15 protein-coding genes are annotated in these 17420 nt (G+C 54.1%); 5 read left to right on the forward strand and 10 right to left on the reverse strand.

Going from position 1 to position 17420, the window contains the following annotated elements; genetic code table 11:
• Positions 1 to 231 precede the first annotated feature (231 nt).
• The 4 genes from gap to secG all read left to right on the forward strand — a co-directional run bounded on the left by gap (position 232) and on the right by secG (position 3728).
• Complete coding sequence (gene gap, locus ATK06_RS08740; RefSeq protein WP_048381626.1) at positions 232 to 1239, forward strand: type I glyceraldehyde-3-phosphate dehydrogenase; 1008 nt, start codon at positions 232 to 234, stop codon at positions 1237 to 1239.
• Positions 1240 to 1355: 116 nt separating this feature from the next.
• Positions 1356 to 2573, forward strand: a complete 1218-nt coding sequence (locus ATK06_RS08745) for a phosphoglycerate kinase (protein ID WP_048381629.1) — start codon at positions 1356 to 1358, stop codon at positions 2571 to 2573.
• Positions 2574 to 2600: 27 nt separating this feature from the next.
• A complete protein-coding gene (tpiA, locus tag ATK06_RS08750; RefSeq protein WP_048381631.1) occupies positions 2601 to 3392 on the forward strand; it encodes a triose-phosphate isomerase in 792 nt (263 codons plus the stop codon).
• A gap of 99 nt (positions 3393 to 3491) precedes the next feature.
• Positions 3492 to 3728, forward strand: coding sequence for a preprotein translocase subunit SecG (secG, locus tag ATK06_RS08755; RefSeq protein ID WP_048381633.1), 237 nt, complete (start codon positions 3492 to 3494; stop codon positions 3726 to 3728).
• Positions 3729 to 3794: 66 nt separating this feature from the next.
• On the opposite strand, the gene pgl is transcribed toward secG, so the two are convergent.
• The 5 genes from pgl to tkt form a co-directional block, all read right to left on the reverse strand.
• Positions 3795 to 4550: a 6-phosphogluconolactonase gene (gene pgl, locus ATK06_RS08760; protein WP_048381635.1), complete on the reverse strand. Its 756-nt coding sequence runs from the start codon at positions 4548 to 4550 to the stop codon at positions 3795 to 3797.
• 64 nt (positions 4551 to 4614) lie between these two features.
• Positions 4615 to 5559, reverse strand: coding sequence for a glucose-6-phosphate dehydrogenase assembly protein OpcA (locus tag ATK06_RS08765; protein WP_048381636.1), 945 nt, complete (start codon positions 5557 to 5559; stop codon positions 4615 to 4617).
• A gap of 24 nt (positions 5560 to 5583) precedes the next feature.
• On the reverse strand, positions 5584 to 7125 hold the full coding sequence (gene zwf, locus ATK06_RS08770; protein WP_098389203.1) for a glucose-6-phosphate dehydrogenase: 1542 nt from the start codon (positions 7123 to 7125) through the stop codon (positions 5584 to 5586).
• A 181-nt stretch (positions 7126 to 7306) separates the two neighbouring features.
• Positions 7307 to 8392 (reverse strand): transaldolase, encoded by a 1086-nt coding sequence (tal, locus tag ATK06_RS08775; protein WP_048381640.1) that lies wholly within the window; start codon positions 8390 to 8392, stop codon positions 7307 to 7309.
• An 81-nt stretch (positions 8393 to 8473) separates the two neighbouring features.
• Positions 8474 to 10567 carry a transketolase gene (gene tkt / locus ATK06_RS08780; protein ID WP_098389204.1) on the reverse strand — a complete coding sequence of 698 codons (2094 nt, stop codon included), beginning with the start codon at positions 10565 to 10567 and terminating at the stop codon, positions 8474 to 8476.
• A gap of 369 nt (positions 10568 to 10936) precedes the next feature.
• On the opposite strand from tkt, the gene ATK06_RS08785 reads away from it, so the two are divergent.
• Positions 10937 to 11869, forward strand: coding sequence for a heme o synthase (locus tag ATK06_RS08785; protein ID WP_098389205.1), 933 nt, complete (start codon positions 10937 to 10939; stop codon positions 11867 to 11869).
• Between the two features lie 52 nt (positions 11870 to 11921).
• Here the strand turns inward: ATK06_RS08785 and ATK06_RS08790 are convergent, their stop codons facing one another.
• From ATK06_RS08790 to mptB, 5 genes are all read right to left on the reverse strand, one after another.
• Positions 11922 to 12695 (reverse strand): zinc-binding dehydrogenase, encoded by a 774-nt coding sequence (locus tag ATK06_RS08790; RefSeq protein WP_048381642.1) that lies wholly within the window; start codon positions 12693 to 12695, stop codon positions 11922 to 11924.
• Between the two features lie 71 nt (positions 12696 to 12766).
• Positions 12767 to 13807, reverse strand: coding sequence for a COX15/CtaA family protein (locus ATK06_RS08795; RefSeq protein WP_408608290.1), 1041 nt, complete (start codon positions 13805 to 13807; stop codon positions 12767 to 12769).
• Positions 13808 to 13891: 84 nt separating this feature from the next.
• Positions 13892 to 14671, reverse strand: a complete 780-nt coding sequence (locus ATK06_RS08800) for an ABC transporter permease (RefSeq protein WP_048381644.1) — start codon at positions 14669 to 14671, stop codon at positions 13892 to 13894.
• 2 nt (positions 14672 to 14673) lie between these two features.
• Positions 14674 to 15615, reverse strand: coding sequence for an ABC transporter ATP-binding protein (locus ATK06_RS08805; RefSeq protein ID WP_048381646.1), 942 nt, complete (start codon positions 15613 to 15615; stop codon positions 14674 to 14676).
• A gap of 27 nt (positions 15616 to 15642) precedes the next feature.
• Positions 15643 to 17355: a polyprenol phosphomannose-dependent alpha 1,6 mannosyltransferase MptB gene (gene mptB, locus ATK06_RS08810; RefSeq protein ID WP_098389206.1), complete on the reverse strand. Its 1713-nt coding sequence runs from the start codon at positions 17353 to 17355 to the stop codon at positions 15643 to 15645.
• Positions 17356 to 17420 lie beyond the last annotated feature (65 nt).

The following is a 17420-nucleotide window of genomic DNA, read 5'->3' on the forward strand; positions in this document are numbered from 1 at the left end:
CAGATTAAGATCGGCCAAAAGTCTGAATATGTCCGTTTTCTTCCGAGTGTCTTTACAAATTTGGAAAATTCCTGCCCAATTCTGATTACTTTTTGGATTTTCTTGGCGAGAATCGACCTGAGTGCGCTAAACTGATGAACGTAAACAGGTTTGGGTAGCACACCTCCCCAAAGTGTTGAAGTGGTACCTATGCCTGGCGTCCCGATTCGCATACATTTAAGGAGTTCAATCGTGACTGTTCGTGTTGGCATTAATGGTTTTGGTCGCATCGGTCGTAACCTGTACCGCGCAATTCTTGAGCGCAGCAACGACCTTGAAGTTGTTGCAGTCAACGACCTGACTGACAACAAGACCCTTGCTAACCTGCTGAAGTATGACTCGATCTTGGGCAAGCTCGACCAGGAAGTCACTTTCGACGACGAGTCCATCACTGTCGGCGACCACAAGATCTTCGTTTCCGCAGAACGCGATCCAAAGAACCTGGATTGGTCCGCCCACAACGTTGATGTCGTCATCGAATCCACTGGCTTCTTCACTGACGCTAACGATGCTAAGGCTCACCTGGAAGCTGGCGCTAAGAAGGTCCTCATCTCCGCACCTGCGAAGAACGAAGACGCAACCTTCGTCTACAACGTCAACCACGAGGACTACGATCCAGAGAAGCACAACATCATCTCCGGCGCTTCTTGCACCACCAACTGCCTTGCGCCAGTCGCAAAGGTTCTCAACGACAAGTTCGGCATCGAACACGGTCTCATGACCACTGTTCACGCATACACCGGCGATCAGCGTCTGCACGATGCACCTCACCGCGACCTGCGTCGTTCCCGTGCAGCAGCCGTGAACATCGTTCCTACCTCCACCGGTGCTGCAAAGGCAGTGGCTCTTGTTCTTCCAGAGCTCAAGGGCAAGCTTGATGGCTACGCACTTCGCGTACCAGTAATCACTGGCTCTGCAACCGACCTGACCGTGACTGTCAAGCGCGACACCACGGTCGAAGAGGTCAACGCAGCAATCAAGGAAGCTGCAGAAGGCCCAATGGGTGAGACCCTCGCTTACACTGAGGACCCAATTGTCTCCACCGACATTGTGACCGACCCACACGGTTCAATCTTTGACGCTGGTCTGACCAAGGTTATCGGCGGCAACCAGGTCAAGATTGTTTCCTGGTACGACAACGAGTGGAGCTACACCTGCCAGCTCCTTCGCCTGACCGAAATGGTTGCTTCTAAGCTCTAAACCGTTTCCCCTGTAGGTCCGGGGTGGGGTGCCTTGGGCACTTCACCCTGGACCTTTTGCATAAACAGATATCCTGGTACACAACCTTTTATACTGCCGACTGAAAAGAGGAAATAGTGGCACTTCGCAGCATTGATGATCTTCTCGCTGAAGGCGTTGCAGGACGACACATTCTTGTACGTTCCGATTTCAACGTCCCACTGGATGACGAAGGCAACATCACCGACCCGGGCCGTATTACGGCTTCGCTGCCAACTCTCAAAGCCCTGCTTGACGCCGATGCCAAGGTCATCGTTATGGCTCACCTCGGCCGCCCTAAAGGCGAGGTCAACCCTAAGTATTCCCTGAAGCCGGTTGCTGAAGCGCTCAGCGAGGCACTGGACCAGTACGTGGCACTTGCAGACGACGTCGTCGGCGAGGACGCTCACGAGCGTGCAAATGGCCTCAACGACGGTGACATCCTCCTTGTGGAAAATGTTCGTTACGACGCCCGGGAAACTTCCAAGGATGATGCCGAGCGCGCTGAATTCGCGAAGGCTCTTGCGGCTCTTGCGGCAGACAATGGCGCTTTCGTCTCCGACGGATTCGGTGTGGTTCACCGTGCCCAGGCATCTGTCTATGACGTAGCCAAGGAGCTGCCGGCATACGCAGGTTACTTGGTCGCTAAGGAAGTTTCCGTATTGGACTCTGTCGCAACTGCTCCAGAAAAACCATACACGGTGGTTCTCGGTGGCTCCAAGGTCTCTGACAAACTTGGTGTCATCGAAGCCCTTGCAGGTAAGGCCGATAACCTAATCATCGGTGGCGGTATGTGCTACACCTTCCTCGCAGCGCAGGGCTACAACGTCCAGCAATCTTTGCTGCAGGAAGAGATGATCGAAACCTGTGGCAAGCTACTCGAACAGTACGGTGACAAGATTGTGCTTCCTGTCGATCTTGTGGCAGCAAAAGAGTTCGACAAGGATGCTGAGCACAAGATCGTTGAACTCGACGCAATCCCTGACGGTTGGCAGTCTCTCGATGTCGGACCAGAGACCGTCAAGAAGTTCCGTGACGCTCTGGTAGCTTCCAAGACCATCTTCTGGAACGGCCCGATGGGCGTCTTTGAGTTCCCGGCATTCTCTTTCGGCACCAAGGGTCTCGCAGAGGCCATCATCGAAGCCACCCGCGAACACGGTGCATTCAGTGTCGTTGGTGGTGGAGACTCCGCAGCTTCTGTCCGTGCCTTGGGTCTCGATGAGGACGGCTTCAGCCACATTTCCACTGGAGGTGGCGCATCTCTCGAGTTCCTGGAAGGCAAGGAACTTCCTGGCGTAGCCGTACTGTCGAAGTAAAACCATTTAACTTCCGGAAGGAAATCCATGTCTCGCAAAACACTCATCGCCGGTAACTGGAAGATGAACAAGGACCATCTCGAAGCGATGGTTACTGTGCAGAGCTTCGCATTTGCTCTGCCAAAGGAATACTACGAATTCGTTGACGCTGCTTTCTGTGTCCCCTTCACTGACCTTCGTTCCGTCCAGACGCTTATCGAAGGCGACAAGCTAGCTGTTAGCTTTGGCGCACAGGACATTTCGGCTCACGATGCAGGCGCATACACTGGTGAAATCTCTGGTTCTATGCTGCAGCGTCTTGGCTGCACTTGGGTTATCGTCGGCCATTCTGAGCGCCGTGACTACCACCATGAGACCAACGAACTTGTGGCAGAAAAGACCCGCGCTGCTTTGAAGCATGATCTTCAGCCCATCGTGTGCGTCGGTGAGCCTGAATCAGTACGAGACGCCGGTGAACACGTCGACTACGTAGTCAACCAAACCCGTGAGTCCCTGGCCGGACTCAGCGCGGAAGACCTCAAGAAAGTTGTTATCGCCTACGAGCCCGTATGGGCAATCGGCACCGGCAAAGTGGCTTCCGCTGCAGACGCACAAGAAGTGTGCGCCGCAATTCGCGGAGTCATTTCCGAAATTGCTGACCAAGAAGTCGCTGAGGGTCTCCGCATTCTCTACGGCGGTTCCGTCAAGCAAGAAACCGCAGCCGAGATTGTTTCGCAGACTGATATCGACGGCGCACTCGTCGGCGGAGCTTCCTTGGATGGAAAAGACTTTGCCAAGCTTGTTGCAGCTGCGGCGCAGCCGTCAATTCCTCAGGCTTAACTACGCTCTACGGCGTGTCGTCTTTTAACCGGTTACACGCCGTTTAGTGTATTGTGTCTAGTGTTATCCGCCCTGTCGACAAAATAAAGAAGGATATTCATGATTCTTACGCTCCAGATTATCCTGGTGATTGCAGCCGTTCTTATGACTATTTTCGTGCTGCTTCACAAAGGCAAGGGCGGCGGCTTGTCTAGCCTCTTCGGTGGCGGTGTCCAATCAAATCTTTCGGGGTCCACCGTAGTGGAGAAGAACCTTGATCGTTATACCGTGGTCATGGCTCTTATCTGGATTATCTGCATCATTGCACTTAATCTGCTCCAGGCTTACGGATCGTAAAGGTTCCTTAATAGCCGAAAGCGGTTGTAGTTCATCGAACTACAACCGCTTTTTCACACGCTACGCTCATGGTGCCGCATCTGGTGTTACAAACAAGACGGTCTCATCACGGCCATGAGCGCCAACGACGGGCCACTCGGAAGTTTCAGCGCCATCGACAAGTGCTTGTACAGCTTCAGCTTTTTCGGAACCGGATACAAGCAGCCACACGCGTGCAGCAGTATTCACAGCAGGCAGTGTTAGCGTGAGGCGCTGTGCTGGCGGCTTCGGGGAGTCTTCCACGGCTGCAGTTAGGCGTTTTTTCTCTGCCGTTGCGGGAGTATGCGGGAATAGGGAATTGATGTGGCCTTCGTGTCCCATCCCGAGCAAATGAATATCGAAGCCGTCAGGTGCGTACTTCTTAATCAGCTGTGCATACCGTTCAGCGCTTTCTTCCAAACTATGCGAGCACGCTTCGTATCCATGTATGTTTTCGTCTGGGATATTCACATGCTCAAGAAGGCTTTGGCGTGCTTGTCCCTCGTTAGACTCAGAATCATCCACAGGGACAACGCGTTCGTCACCGAAGAATACGTGCACTCGCGTCCAGTCAATAGCTGCAATTGGGAAACTGTCTGCCTGTATTTGAGCGGCCCTATCTAATTCCGCAATACGTTTTAGAACGGCAATACCAGCCGTCCCGCCGGTGAGTACAACTCGAGCGAAACCATCTTGGGAGACCCCAGTTGCGTCGGCTTGGATGTGGGCTACAGTCTCAACAAAACGAGATGCCACAATGCGGGTAAGATCATTGAGGTCATCGGTTGGGTGCACCAGGACCATACGTATTCCTTCCTATGAAAGAGCACCGCAGCGCCTTGTAGTGCTGCGATGCTAAAAATATTGATTAATCGTCGTCTCGTTCGATTCGAGAAACGCCTGCAAGAGCTCCCGCGTATGCCTTATCGTCGTCGAGATGTCGTAGTTCCTCAGCCAAACAGTCGGACAGCGAACGGGTATTCAATGCAACGTACGTTACGGGTTTATTGGGTAACGAAAGCGCAGCCGTTGCGTTCTCGGTGGTGGACACATTAATCTCACCATCTTCTCGATGCAAGGAAATCGAACAAGCGGGCAGAGTACCGCCAGTATTGTTGTCCTTCTTGGTGACTCGACGCACCGGCGCATTCAGTCGGTCTGCAAGCCATCCCGCGAGCAAGTCAATGCTGGGGTTCTCGTCCACACCAGCTACTTCGACTTTTTTAATTGGTAGACGTGGGTAGACATCCAGAGCGGACGCGATAAGTCCGCGGAATTGGGTAATTCGAGCCCAAGCTAGATCAGAGTCACCTGGCTCATAGTAGCTGCAGCGGCGGCCCAGCGTGTTGTGATGCGGGTCGTTGAAGCAGTCGGTGATGCGGCGTTGCGCGATTTTCCCAATTGGGTCTTGTGCAGGGTTCTTGGGCGCTTGAGAAGCCCACCACGCAACAATTGGTGTATCGGGCAAGAGCAGGGGAGTCACGACTGCATCTGGGTGGTCCGCGACGTGGCCATGCAGGTACATCACGACTAATTCGCTCGCCCCAGTATCTCCACCGACGCGAATCTCTGCGTCCACCCGAGAGTCTTCCTGTACGTTGCTATCACGACTATCGACGAGCACTAACACACGAGCAGGGTGCTCGCGAGAAGCGTCGGTAGTGACGGTCATGAGTGCTTCTAAGTCATCTTGAGCAGTTGCCATGATGATTAATGTGAGTACGCGACCAGTTGTTTGAGCTGTAGTTTCGTGGATACGCTGCAACTGCGAAGAAATTGTCCGAGTCGACGTGTTGCTGAGACAGATGTGCATAATCAAAGTACCTTTCTTCGCTGCTTATGGCCGGCGCCATGAGCGACCACTACGCTCCAGCATTTCGTCCGCGCTTTCTGGACCCCACGTTCCAGCCTCGTAATCATCAGGCCTCCCATGTTTTTGCCAGAAATTCAAAATCGGATCTAGGATCTTCCAGCTCAACTCGACTTCGGTGTTGCTTGGGAACAGGCTGGATTCGTCGAGAAGAGCGTCCAGGATTAAGCGTTCGTAGGCTTCCGGCGATTCTTCGGTGAATGCCTCTGCATAGGAGAAATCCATGTTGACGTCACGGACTTCCATCTGTGAGCCAGGCACCTTAGAACCGAAGCGCATCAGGACGCCTTCATCCGGTTGCACTCGAATCACAACCGCGTTTTCGCCCATTGCCCCGGTGTGGTGCTCACCAAATGGATGATGCGGTGGCTTCTTGAATACCAGTGCAATCTCGGTGACGCGACGGCCTAGCCGCTTTCCAGTACGCAGGTAGAAGGGGACACCGGCCCAACGTCGAGAAGCAATCTCGAGGGTACATGCTGCATACGTTTCGGTTTTTGACTCAGGATCAAATCCGTCTTCTTCGCGGAGGCCTTTTACGTATTCGGAGCCTTGCCACCCCGCTGTGTACTGGCCCCGGGCCGTCGTCTCTTCGAGCGGCTCAACCGGACTGGTGGCGGTGAGGATTTTAATCTTCTCTTGCTGTAACTGAGCAGCTTCGAACGATGTAGGTTCTTCCATCGCTACCAATGCAAGTAACTGAATTAAGTGGTTTTGAATGACATCGCGGGCTGCGCCGATACCGTCGTAGTAGCCTGCACGCCCACCGAGCCCGATATCCTCGGCCATAGTGATCTGTACGTGATCGATGTAGTGAGCATTCCAAAACGGTTCGAACAACTGGTTCGCAAAACGCAGAGCCATGATGTTCTGAACCGTCTCCTTGCCCAAGTAGTGATCAATACGGAAGACCGACGACTCTGGGAAAACGGCATTGACAATCCGGTTCAGTTCGTGAGCTGACTCGTAGTCGTGGCCGAAAGGCTTCTCGATAATGACGCGCCGCCACGCGTGGTCGGGTCCCTGCGCCATACCGGTGCGTTCAAGCTGGTGGCAAACATCGGCAAAGAAACCAGGTGGAATAGACAAATAGAAAGCCCAGTTCCCACCGGTACCACGAGTCTCGTCGAAGTGTTTTAAGTCCGCTGCTAGGCTGTCGAAGGCAGCATCATCGTCAAAATTGCCCGCGGCAAAATGCATGCCTTCAGCTAAACGAATCCACACATTTTCGTCGAAAGTCGTGCGCGCGCCGGCCTCTACCGCTTTGCGGACATACTCCTCAAAATCCGATTTGGACCATTCACGGCGACCATAACCTACTAAAGTGAACCCAGCTGGTAGTAGGCCACGATTGGCTAGGTCATAAATGGCGGGAAGTAATTTTTTGCGTGCTAAGTCACCGGTGACGCCGAAAATAACCATTCCAGACGGTCCGGCAATACGAGGTAAGCGCTTGTCGTCAGGGGAGCGCAAAGGATTTGGGGCGGTAGGTGGCAAAGGCGTGGACACCGGAAACCTTTCAGGGTCAAACGAAGACTTTTCTCTATCGTAGGCTAAACCGTGCTTATGCTGTGGGCAAAAGCTTTATTCATTCATCAAAGAAGGGCACGGACACACAACTCTTTATGTGTGGCCGTGCCCTCAATCACTGCAATGTGAGCGATACTTCAGGCGGGAAACGCATCAGCTATTATGCTGAGAGTTGTCCGCCAATCTTCTCCAAAAGTTCCGTCCACGATGCGACAAACTTCTCGACGCCTTCGACTTCAAGCACCGCGAAGACGTCCTCCAAGTCCACACCTACCTTGCGAAGGTCTGCAAAGATTTCCTCAGAGGCGGCGGCAGTGCCAGTGAGGGTGTCGCCATCGATCCGGTTTGCCTCGAGGGTGGCATCAATGGTGCTCTCCGGCATGGTGTTCACGGTGTTCGGTCCGGCCAGCTCTTTGACGTATAGGTCGGCAGGGTACTCGGGATTCTTAACCCCAGTGGAAGCCCACAGTGGGCGTTGGATGTTGGTTCCTGTAGGAAGTTCGCGAGGGCCGAAGAAGTCTTGGAAAGCTGCATATGCCAGACGTGCGTTGGCTACACCCGCCTTACCTCGCAGGGCCAAGGCGTCTTCCGTGCCAATTTCTTCCAATCGCTTGTCTACTTCAGTGTCCACGCGGGACACGAAGAACGACGCAACCGAATGGATGGAGGAGACATCATGGCCGTTCTTTTCCGCCAAGGTGATGCCGTCTTCGAAAGCCTTCATGACTTCACGGTAACGATCCACCGAGAAGATTAGGGTGACGTTGACACTGATTCCAGCGCCAAGAGCCTCGGAGATTGCAGGCAGTGATCCACGGGTAGCCGGGATTTTAATCATCACGTTAGGGCGATCAACCTTTGACCAGAGTTCCTTTGCCTGGGCAATTGTCGCATTGGTGTCTTCGGAGATACGAGGATCAACTTCGATGGAAACCCGACCGTCTTCGCCACCCGATTGTTCGTAAATCGGCAGGAACAAGTCACATGCGTTCTGCACGTCTTGGATGCTCATCTCGTATACGGCATCGTCAACTGAGGCGCCGGCAGCTTTCAGTTCCTCAATCTGGGCATCGTAAGCCACACCTTGGGTCATAGCGGCTGCAAAGATAGCGGGGTTCGTGGTGACACCTGCGACAGACTTGGTCTCAATAACTTCCGCCAAGTTACCTGTGTTGAGGCGGTCGCGGGAAAGGTCATCCAGCCACGTTGAGGTGCCAGCTTTCTTAAGATCATCGATTGCGGTCATAAATCTTTACCTTCTTTCATTGGGTGTCTCTTATATGGAATTCCGCCAGTTCGATGTGAAATCAAACTGGCGGATACTGCGCTACTTATCTAGAACCTCGCGGGCAGCCTCGTATACAGCATCAGCGGTGATTCCAAACTCCTTGTACAAGGTCTTGTAATCGGCCGATGCTCCGAAGTGTTCGAGGGAGACAGCCTTGCCGCCATCTCCAAGCCAGCGGTACCACGGCATCGCGATACCTGCTTCAACGGAAACACGGGCTTTCACAGCAGTCGGAAGCACTTCTTCGATGTATTCGGCATCCTGCTGCTCGAACCAGTCCAAAGATGGCACCGAAACAACGCGAGCGGAGACGCCTTCTTCTTCCAGCTTTGCGGCCGCGGATACGGCGAGCTCTACCTCTGAGCCAGAACCCATGAGGATGACGTCAGGGGTATCGCCGGATTCCTTGACGAGCACATATGCGCCACGAGCAACGCCCTCAAGAGCTTTCTCTTTAGTGCCGTCCAGCACCGGCAGATTCTGACGGGATAACGCTAGCCCCTTCGGTCCACCGTTTTCGTCGGCTAGGACTGCTCGCCATGCGGCTGCAGTTTCATTCGCATCAGCTGGACGAACTAGTGTCAGACCCGGCATCGCGCGGAGCGCAGCAAGCTGTTCGATTGGCTGGTGTGTTGGTCCGTCTTCACCAAGACCGATGGAGTCGTGAGTCCAGACGTGGTAGGTGCTCACACCCATCAGGGCTCCGAGACGCAGTGCTGGGCGCATGTATTCGGAGAAAATAAGGAAGGTTCCACCGTATGGGCGGGTGCCACCATGGAGAGCCATACCGTTGAGGATCGCTCCCATAGCATGTTCGCGGATACCGAAGTGGAGGTTACGGCCGTAAGGTTGGGCAGTCCAGGTGTCGGTGGTGATGCTCTCCGGACCGAAGGAGTCCGCGCCTTCAATCACCGTGTTGTTGGAACCTGCGAGGTCGGCGGAGCCGCCCCACAGTTCTGGGAGTGTCTTGCCCAAGGCCTGAAGCGCAGCGGAGGACGCCTTACGAGTTGCAACCGAATCTCCAGCGTTCCAGGTGGGAAGTTCTTCATCCCAACCCGCAGGAAGCTCCCGTGCGGCCAGGCGGCGGAATAGTTCAGCGTTTTCTGGGTTCTTTTCTGCCCATTCATCGAACTTCTTTTGCCACTGTGCGTGCGCTTCTGCTCCGCGGTCCTGCAGCTTTCGGGTATGTGCGATCACATCTTCCGCGACCGCGAAAGTTTGCTCAGGGTTGAAGCCTAGGATTTCCTTTACTGCAGCAACCTCTTCGTCACCTAGAGCTGCGCCGTGCGCTGCGCCGGTGTTCTGGAGGTTAGGAGCAGGGTAGCCGATGATGGAACGTACCCGAATAAAGGACGGGCGAGTAGTCTCAGCCTTTGCGGCAGCAATTGCCTCTTCCAGGGCCACAACATCTTCTGCGGATGCGACTTCCTGGGTGTGCCAACCGTAGGCTTCATACCGTTTGACAACATCTTCGTTGAAAGCGATGTCGGTATCGTCTTCGATGGAGATTTCGTTGTCATCCCAGAAGACAATAAGGTTACCTAGCTTCTGCGTGCCAGCGAGCGACGAAGCTTCAGAAGTGACGCCTTCTTGGAGGTCACCATCAGAAGCAATCACGTATACAAAGTGGTCGAACGGGGATTCACCCGCCGGGGCTTCGGGGTCGAACAAGCCACGTTCGCGTCGTGCAGCCATTGCCATACCGACGGCCGTCGCCAAGCCCTGTCCCAGTGGGCCAGTGGTGATTTCAACGCCATCGGTATGACCGTATTCTGGGTGGCCTGGAGTAAGGGATCCCCAGGTGCGCAGCGCCTTGAGGTCATCAAGTTCGAGGCCGAATCCACCCAAGTAAAGCTGAATGTACTGAGTTAGGGAAGAGTGGCCACAGGATAGGACGAAGCGGTCGCGTCCAGCCCACGCGGTGTCCTGTGGGTCGTGGTTCATGACACGTTGGTACAGGGTGTATGCCAAAGGCGCTAGACTCATCGCCGTGCCGGGATGTCCGGATCCACAGTTTTGGACAGAATCTGCGGCAAGAACGCGTGCGGTATCGATTGCCTTGGTGTCAAGATCTGACCAGTTCTCCGGGTAGCGACGTTCAGTGCGTGCCTTCTGCTCTGGGGTTAGGGTCACGATTTCGTCCTCACGATCATGTCAAACAAATGTGGTTCGCGTCGATTAGCGCGACAAGCGTAATCGAACTATGTACTTCTCCCACAATAGTAAGTTTCTAGCCTTTCGGCAGAATCCCAGCCCATCTGTCCTTCTTATCCTGAAAATATTGGACTTATAGGGTTAACCTGAATTATCTGAAGCTACTGAAACCATATACAGTAGCCAAGAGCGCTAAATGTGGTGCGTGCTTATCGACGCCATCCGGCCCCAATCTGCCTCTTTCTGGAATACTGGGAACTTGGTGTACGTTTTCACGACTACTTGAGTGCGCACAAAAATTGCCGGCAGTATTTCCGGCTGAATCTACGAGATGTTGGAGGCTACTCCTTGGATACGATCAAGGCGTATATCGCGCTGACCAAACCCAGGGTTATCGAATTGCTTCTCGTCGCAACGATCCCAGCAATGTTGCAGGCAGATCGCGGTGAGAACAATATCGGCCTGATTCTGCTGACCTTAGTAGGTGGCTGGATGGGTGCAGCGGCAGCGAATACGTTTAATATGGTCGCTGACTCCGATATCGACCACAAGATGGGGAGGACACGCGCACGTCCGTTGGTGCGCCACACTGTTTCGACGCGCAATGCGAGTATCTTCGCATGGGTGCTCATGGTGGCTAGTTTCCTCTGGCTGTGGTTGCTGTGTGACTCCCTGCTTGCTGGGCTTTTTATCCTATTGACGGTGTGGTTCTACATCTTTGTGTACACAAAGTTCCTTAAACGCCGCACGCCGATGAACATTGTCTGGGGTGGTGCAGCAGGTTGTATGCCGGTTGCTGTCGGCTGGGCCGTAATCACTGATCATCTCCCTGCAGGCGCCCCATCTCAGTGGTGGCAAGCCATCATTTTGTGGCTAATTATCTTCTTTTGGACGCCACCGCATACCTGGGCTCTTGCAATGAAATACCGCGCAGATTATGAACGTGCAGGCGTTCCCATGCTTCCGGTTGTGCGCAAGGACGTCGAGGTTACCCGCCAAATTCTGTGGTACAGCTGGGCAACCGTAATCGTCTCTCTGTTGATTGTTCCGGCAACTTCCTGGATTTATCTCATCGGCTCGGTTGTAGTAGGGGCCGTCTTTTTGGTGATGGCTACCCAGCTGCACAACGGGGTGAAAAAAGGCAAGAACGTCAAGCCGCTGAAGTTGTTTATTCTCTCGAACAATTACTTAGCAATCCTCTTTGTCGCTTTGTCTGTAGATGCGATCCTGGGTTGGACGACTATCGGTGAAATGTTGGGCTGGGATACCACGTTCTTCTAAACACTTGCCGTAATCTCTAACGCCACCTGAGAATTCAGGTGGCGTTAGTAGTTTAGAGAGCCAAAATTCCAGCACTCAACGCTTGTGTAACATGCTGTGCGTGCACGCGATACATTTCCTCCCGGTGAAGAATTCCCATCATGTCAGGGCAAACAACGTGCGCTGAACCGTGGTCGAAAAGGGCAGAGGCGGCTAATCGAGCTTTAGGCCGACCTTCATTGGCCAGAAGGCAGAGTACGCCATGAGGGCGTAAGACGCTCAACGCGCGGGCAAACGCGGTGTGATCTACCGGGACCGCTACGCAATCTACGCCTTGATTACCGGTGAGTTTCATCGTCCACGCAGCGGGGAATTGGTGTGAAGTGCGCACTTGCGCCGCTCCCGCATCCTCTAATTCGGCGACGGCGCGTTCCGATTCGTCGACACCAATAATATGTGCTCCGGAAGAGTGGGCCAGGGAAGTCACGAGCGGGGCGCACAGACCGATGTTTCCCACTAGAAATACCGAATCGGCCCCGATGCGGAGGACGTCAAATACTAATACGGAAGAAATCATGGCTGGCAGTAAAATCCTTGCGGCCTCGGCCGGTTCCACCCCGGCCGGAATCACGACAATCCGTTCCCGCTGTACTTCAATGCGTCGAGTGCGTTCCGGGACCGTGGAGTCACAAACCCACCACATCACAGCGGTGCCGGGAGCAAGATCTCCTGACGGATCCTCGTTGACAATTCCAGCAGCTCCGTAAGCATTCTCGGGAAGCAGTCCGTCCGAAAACTCGTGTGCGTATTCACACGTCTCAGCGATGGTTACCTGGATGTTCTCCATACTGGTCCAGCGTAGACGAAAACGCCGGGACTTCTTATTAAGTACCGGCGTTTTCGAGCTTGTCTTTGAAACTAGACGGTTTGTGGAGTGTTCTGCCGTGCGTCTTTGGCGTACCACTTTTCGTCGCCAAGCAAAGAACCAGTCATAGTAGCTTTACCGCCCCGGAGCACGCGCCCACGGCCGTAGAAGAAGCCCGTGAGTGCGACAACGACTGAAGACATCGCAATATGGAACGGGATCGTCCACCGCGGGACGCCGAGTCGGTACTGTACGATGCCGACGATGCCCTGGACAATAATCATGGCAATGAGCCAGAACCCGAGTTTCCTATCATCCTTCGAGGCGCCTGCGCGCAGAAGTAGGAGAACCATGATGACAGTGGCTCCAAGGTAGACGTACATGCTGTATCCGTGGATGTGCGCCATCAGATCGATGTCTACATCGAGGCGACCTTCCATGCCTTCATTAGCGTCACCTGCGTGCGGTCCGGCGCCTGTTGTCATCGTCCCAGTAACGAGGGTGAAAGTCATTGCTAGAGCTGACACGACAGTGAGAGCTCGCACCGGGGTAGGGAATCGCTTCTCGACGACACCATCATCAGGCTGTGCGATTCGCTGATAAAGAATCGCGGCAATCCAGACCAAGGCCATGGAGGGCAGGAAGTGCAAAGCAACCGACCACCATTTCAGATCTAGGTGCACCGTAATGCCGCCCAAAACGGCCTGTAGAACGATACCTAACCCAGAAATGAGTGAGTACACAAAAATTTCAGTGCGACGACCAGCTTTGATAATCGCGATGAACACAGCCAATGCCATGGCAGCAAGAACAAAGGTCAGGAGCCGGTTGCCGAACTCAATTGCCTGATGAATCCAAGGCGCAGCGCCTGCAACAGGAATAAATGAACCTTCATGGCAATGCGGCCAGGTGTCGCAACCAAGGCCAGAACCGGTAACACGAACGATTGAACCGGTCACGGTAATGCCACCCTGCGCAAGTAGCAGAATAAAAGCAAGTATGCGCTGGGTCTTAATTGTGGGAATCCACCCTATTTTTTCGCTACCAAGAGCGCGGTCGTGAACCTGAGCGGCAGTGTTCTGAGGAGTAGTCACAGGGACCGAGTCTAACCCACTTGTTCGTATCATCATAAAGACGTACGCATCGGCGCCCGCCAGCGAGAGCAAAGGGTCGATGTTTTAACCGGCAAACTTAAAGAATCGTGTGCACGCCACAGTGATAAAGACCGTCCACGTGACCAGGATGAGCGCCTGCGACCAAGGAACTATGCCTTCAAAAGCTTGCGCTAAACCTGACGCTAAAGCCACCGAAGGAATGAGGTCAAACCAGGTTGAAACAGTAAGCCCAAACTCGTAAAGCACCCATCCGGTAACCGCCACCAAGATAACCCACAGCAGATTAGCCCCAGCTAGCACAATTTCTGAACTCAGCGAACCGCCAAACAACAGGCCCAATGAAGTAAAGCACGCTACACCAAGAAGAAGGATGGCCAAGCCCATCAGAACGCCGGAGCCACTTGCACGCCAACCTAGAAGGTATGCGGTAGCACCCAAAACCAGCACTTGGAAAATCACCATCGCGGCTACAGCGATAACCTTGCCCGCAATAATCGCCCACGCCGGCACACCAGAAGCACCCGTACGTTTCAGTGCGCCGTAGCGCCGGTCAAATGCCAGTGCAATCGCTTGCCCGGTAAAGCCAGATGAGGTTACCGCGATTGCTAGCATCATGGGGAAGCCATGTGTTAGCGGATCTTCAACGCCCAAGAAAGGGATCTTAGCGATTCCTACGAGCAGACCGAGTGGAATGATAAGGCTCAGCAACTGCTGTTCGCCATGCCTTAAAAACAGTTTTGTCTCAATTTTTCCCTGTGCCCACATCATGGTCGATACCGATGAGCGTTGCGGTGCCGGAGAAAAGACACCGGGGGAGAAGCGTTCATTCGTTGCGTCGACCATGATTAACTCCTTAATTCCCTTCCCGTAAGAGCTAGGAAAACCTCTTCGAGCGTAGAGTGAGCGACGTCCAGTGTCCGTATTAGAACGTCCTGTTCTGCACAACCTGTTGCAACGGCGGCAATAACTTCAGGCCGTGGTTCGCCGTCCACCGCATAATGCAATGGCCGAATAGTCGTTACTTCGATGCCTAATGCTGAGCAGTATTCGTTCACTCGCGCTACATCCAGTTCGCTGGCGGTTTGGAAGCGCAAGGAATCCGTACCGCCGCCTGTAAGGCGTTCTGGGGTACCCGATGCAATGAGGCGACCATGGTCAACGATCGCAACGTAGTCAGCTAAAGCCTCCGCCTCATCCATGAGATGGGTGGTGATAACTACTGTGACCCCATCGCGGCGCAAAGCCTTAATGAGTTCCCAAACCGCCAAACGGGACTGCGCGTCCATCCCCGCTGTCGGCTCGTCAAGGAAAACGAGCTCTGGGCGTCCAATTAAGGCCAAAGCTAGGCTGACACGCTGTTTCTGACCGCCGGAAAGACGTCGATAAGTGTTATCTCTGACGCCTTCCAAGCCCAAGATGGAAATCAGCCAGTCTACGGAAAGTGGCTCCACGCTGTAGCTCGCATTGAGCTCGAGCAATTCCTGGACCTTGATGCTGGAATAGGAACCGCCCTCTTGGAGCATGATCCCCACGCGTGCCCGGACAGCATCAGGGTTCTTGGCTGGATCGAAACTGAGGACGGAAATTGTTCCCATGGTCGGCTTCTGGAAGCCTTCGCACATATCAATCATGGTGGTCTTACCAGCGCCATTAGGGCCAAGTAGCGCAAAAATCTCACCCCGCCGCACCTGGAGGGTAAGACCGTCTACCACGCGCTTATTGCCAAATTCTTTGACAACGTCGCTCAGCGATACGGCTATCTCAGTATCGTTTAATTCACGCGACATTCCACCAAAAGTTTCAGACACAAGGTATCAGTGTAGGCGAAAGAGTCCGCGGCGGCGCAGCAGCCACCAACCGAGGCCAAGAATTAACACCGCAATAACAGTGGTGGCCGCATAAATCCCAGACACCGTGCCGGGAGGTAGAGATAAGCCACGGGGCAGCACGATTAAAGAAACTATCGACGAATACGCGGCTACCGCCACGTGGAAGAAGCGCCGGTTCGCCCACGCAGCTAGAGGGACTACAGCCCACAAAATGTACCAAGGGTGCACGACCGGGAATAAAATGACCACCACAAACATGGAAACACCCAAACCACCCATAGCGTAGACATTCCCTACATACGTGGCGTAGAGCATGCGAGCCGTCCAGGCTCCAGCTATCACGATTCCTACCGTACGAGTCAACGACAGCATGGCGTCAGTGTGATCGCCCAGACCCAAGACCATCCCTATCCAACCGGAAATTACGCCGATATCTGTGGTCAAAGACATCCAGCTGCGGATCTGGGCAGCCCCACCTTGCCCGGTAATCCAGCCCAGCCCAATACCAGTAAGAAGGGTGACCGTAGCTACCGTCGCGAGAACGATGAGGACGTGGAGGCTGAAGGAAATACCCATAGCTCTGAAGTGATTCCTACCTACAGCACGCAGATCCCGCGCTAAGGCCATCGCGAAGAAAGCAAGGGACAAGAAAGCGCTCACTTTTACCAGACCACCACAGGTCTGTAGCGCCACGGCGCTGACCCACCAGCCGATTGTCCTAAGATCAATGCGCTGCAGATCGCGCAGACGTTCATTGCCGCGGAAGCCAAACTCGAGCCCCACCATCATGAAGCCCAACATTAAGGCTTCGTTGTGGATACCACCGACCAAGTGGAGAAGTACCAACGGGTTCAGCATTCCCAACCACAATGCTGAGGCTGGAGGCACTCCGCACCTACGCGCAAGGTGGGACAACGCCCATCCCATAGCCACGAATCCCACTACGGCCAGCAACCGATGAAAGAGTACGCCTAAAACAATTGAGTCATTGGTCAGAGAACTGACTAGCGATGCAAACCCTAAGGCTACCGGCCCGTATGGTGACGGTGAATGCGCCCAGATAAATGGGACGGAACGAGCTAAGTCATGTTCAACACCCAAGAGATCGATAGGGCCGGCTGAATACGGGTCCATGCCTTGATTCGTGATAGACCCCTGGGCTAAATAGCTGTAGACGTCCTGGGTAAACAGTGGGGCAGTGAAAAGTAACGGGAAAACCCAAGCAGCAAAAGTGCGCCAAAGCATCCCTTCACTAACCAAGCCGTGACGTCGCGGGGACCCATCGATAAGGCGAATACCTGCGAAAGGAGATAGGCCGAGCCACGCCACAACCAACATGACGACACCAACAAAGCAAACGACGGTGGCGGCTGGAAGCATCTGAGCAAGCAGTGAACCGCCAGGAAAATCTGCATAAGGGCTGTGCACCACGGGCAAAGCTCCAGCGCCTAACGCTGCTAAGCCGATTATCAAAGACCCCAATACCCCAAGCCAGCGAAAAAACGCCACGTGCACTAGCGCTACCGGACTAATACCCTGATACGTTCTCCGCGATGCCAAGTCACTACCGGATACCGCAGTAACCAGGGCGGAATCAGAGTGAAGCTCCGCCGACCGAGAACCTGGCGCGCCCAGGCGAGGCAGGTCGCGAGTTAGGGCGCGCCAAAGGACAGAGCGCTGGCTGAACTTTTGCTTCACGGTTTCACTAGCTTAGCCGGGTAGGGTGTGCTTTCGCGACGCGGTGTGATCGGTGTGGAACAGGA

This window comes from Corynebacterium renale (genome assembly GCF_002563965.1).
GTDB classification, from domain to species: Bacteria; Actinomycetota; Actinomycetes; order Mycobacteriales; family Mycobacteriaceae; genus Corynebacterium; species Corynebacterium renale.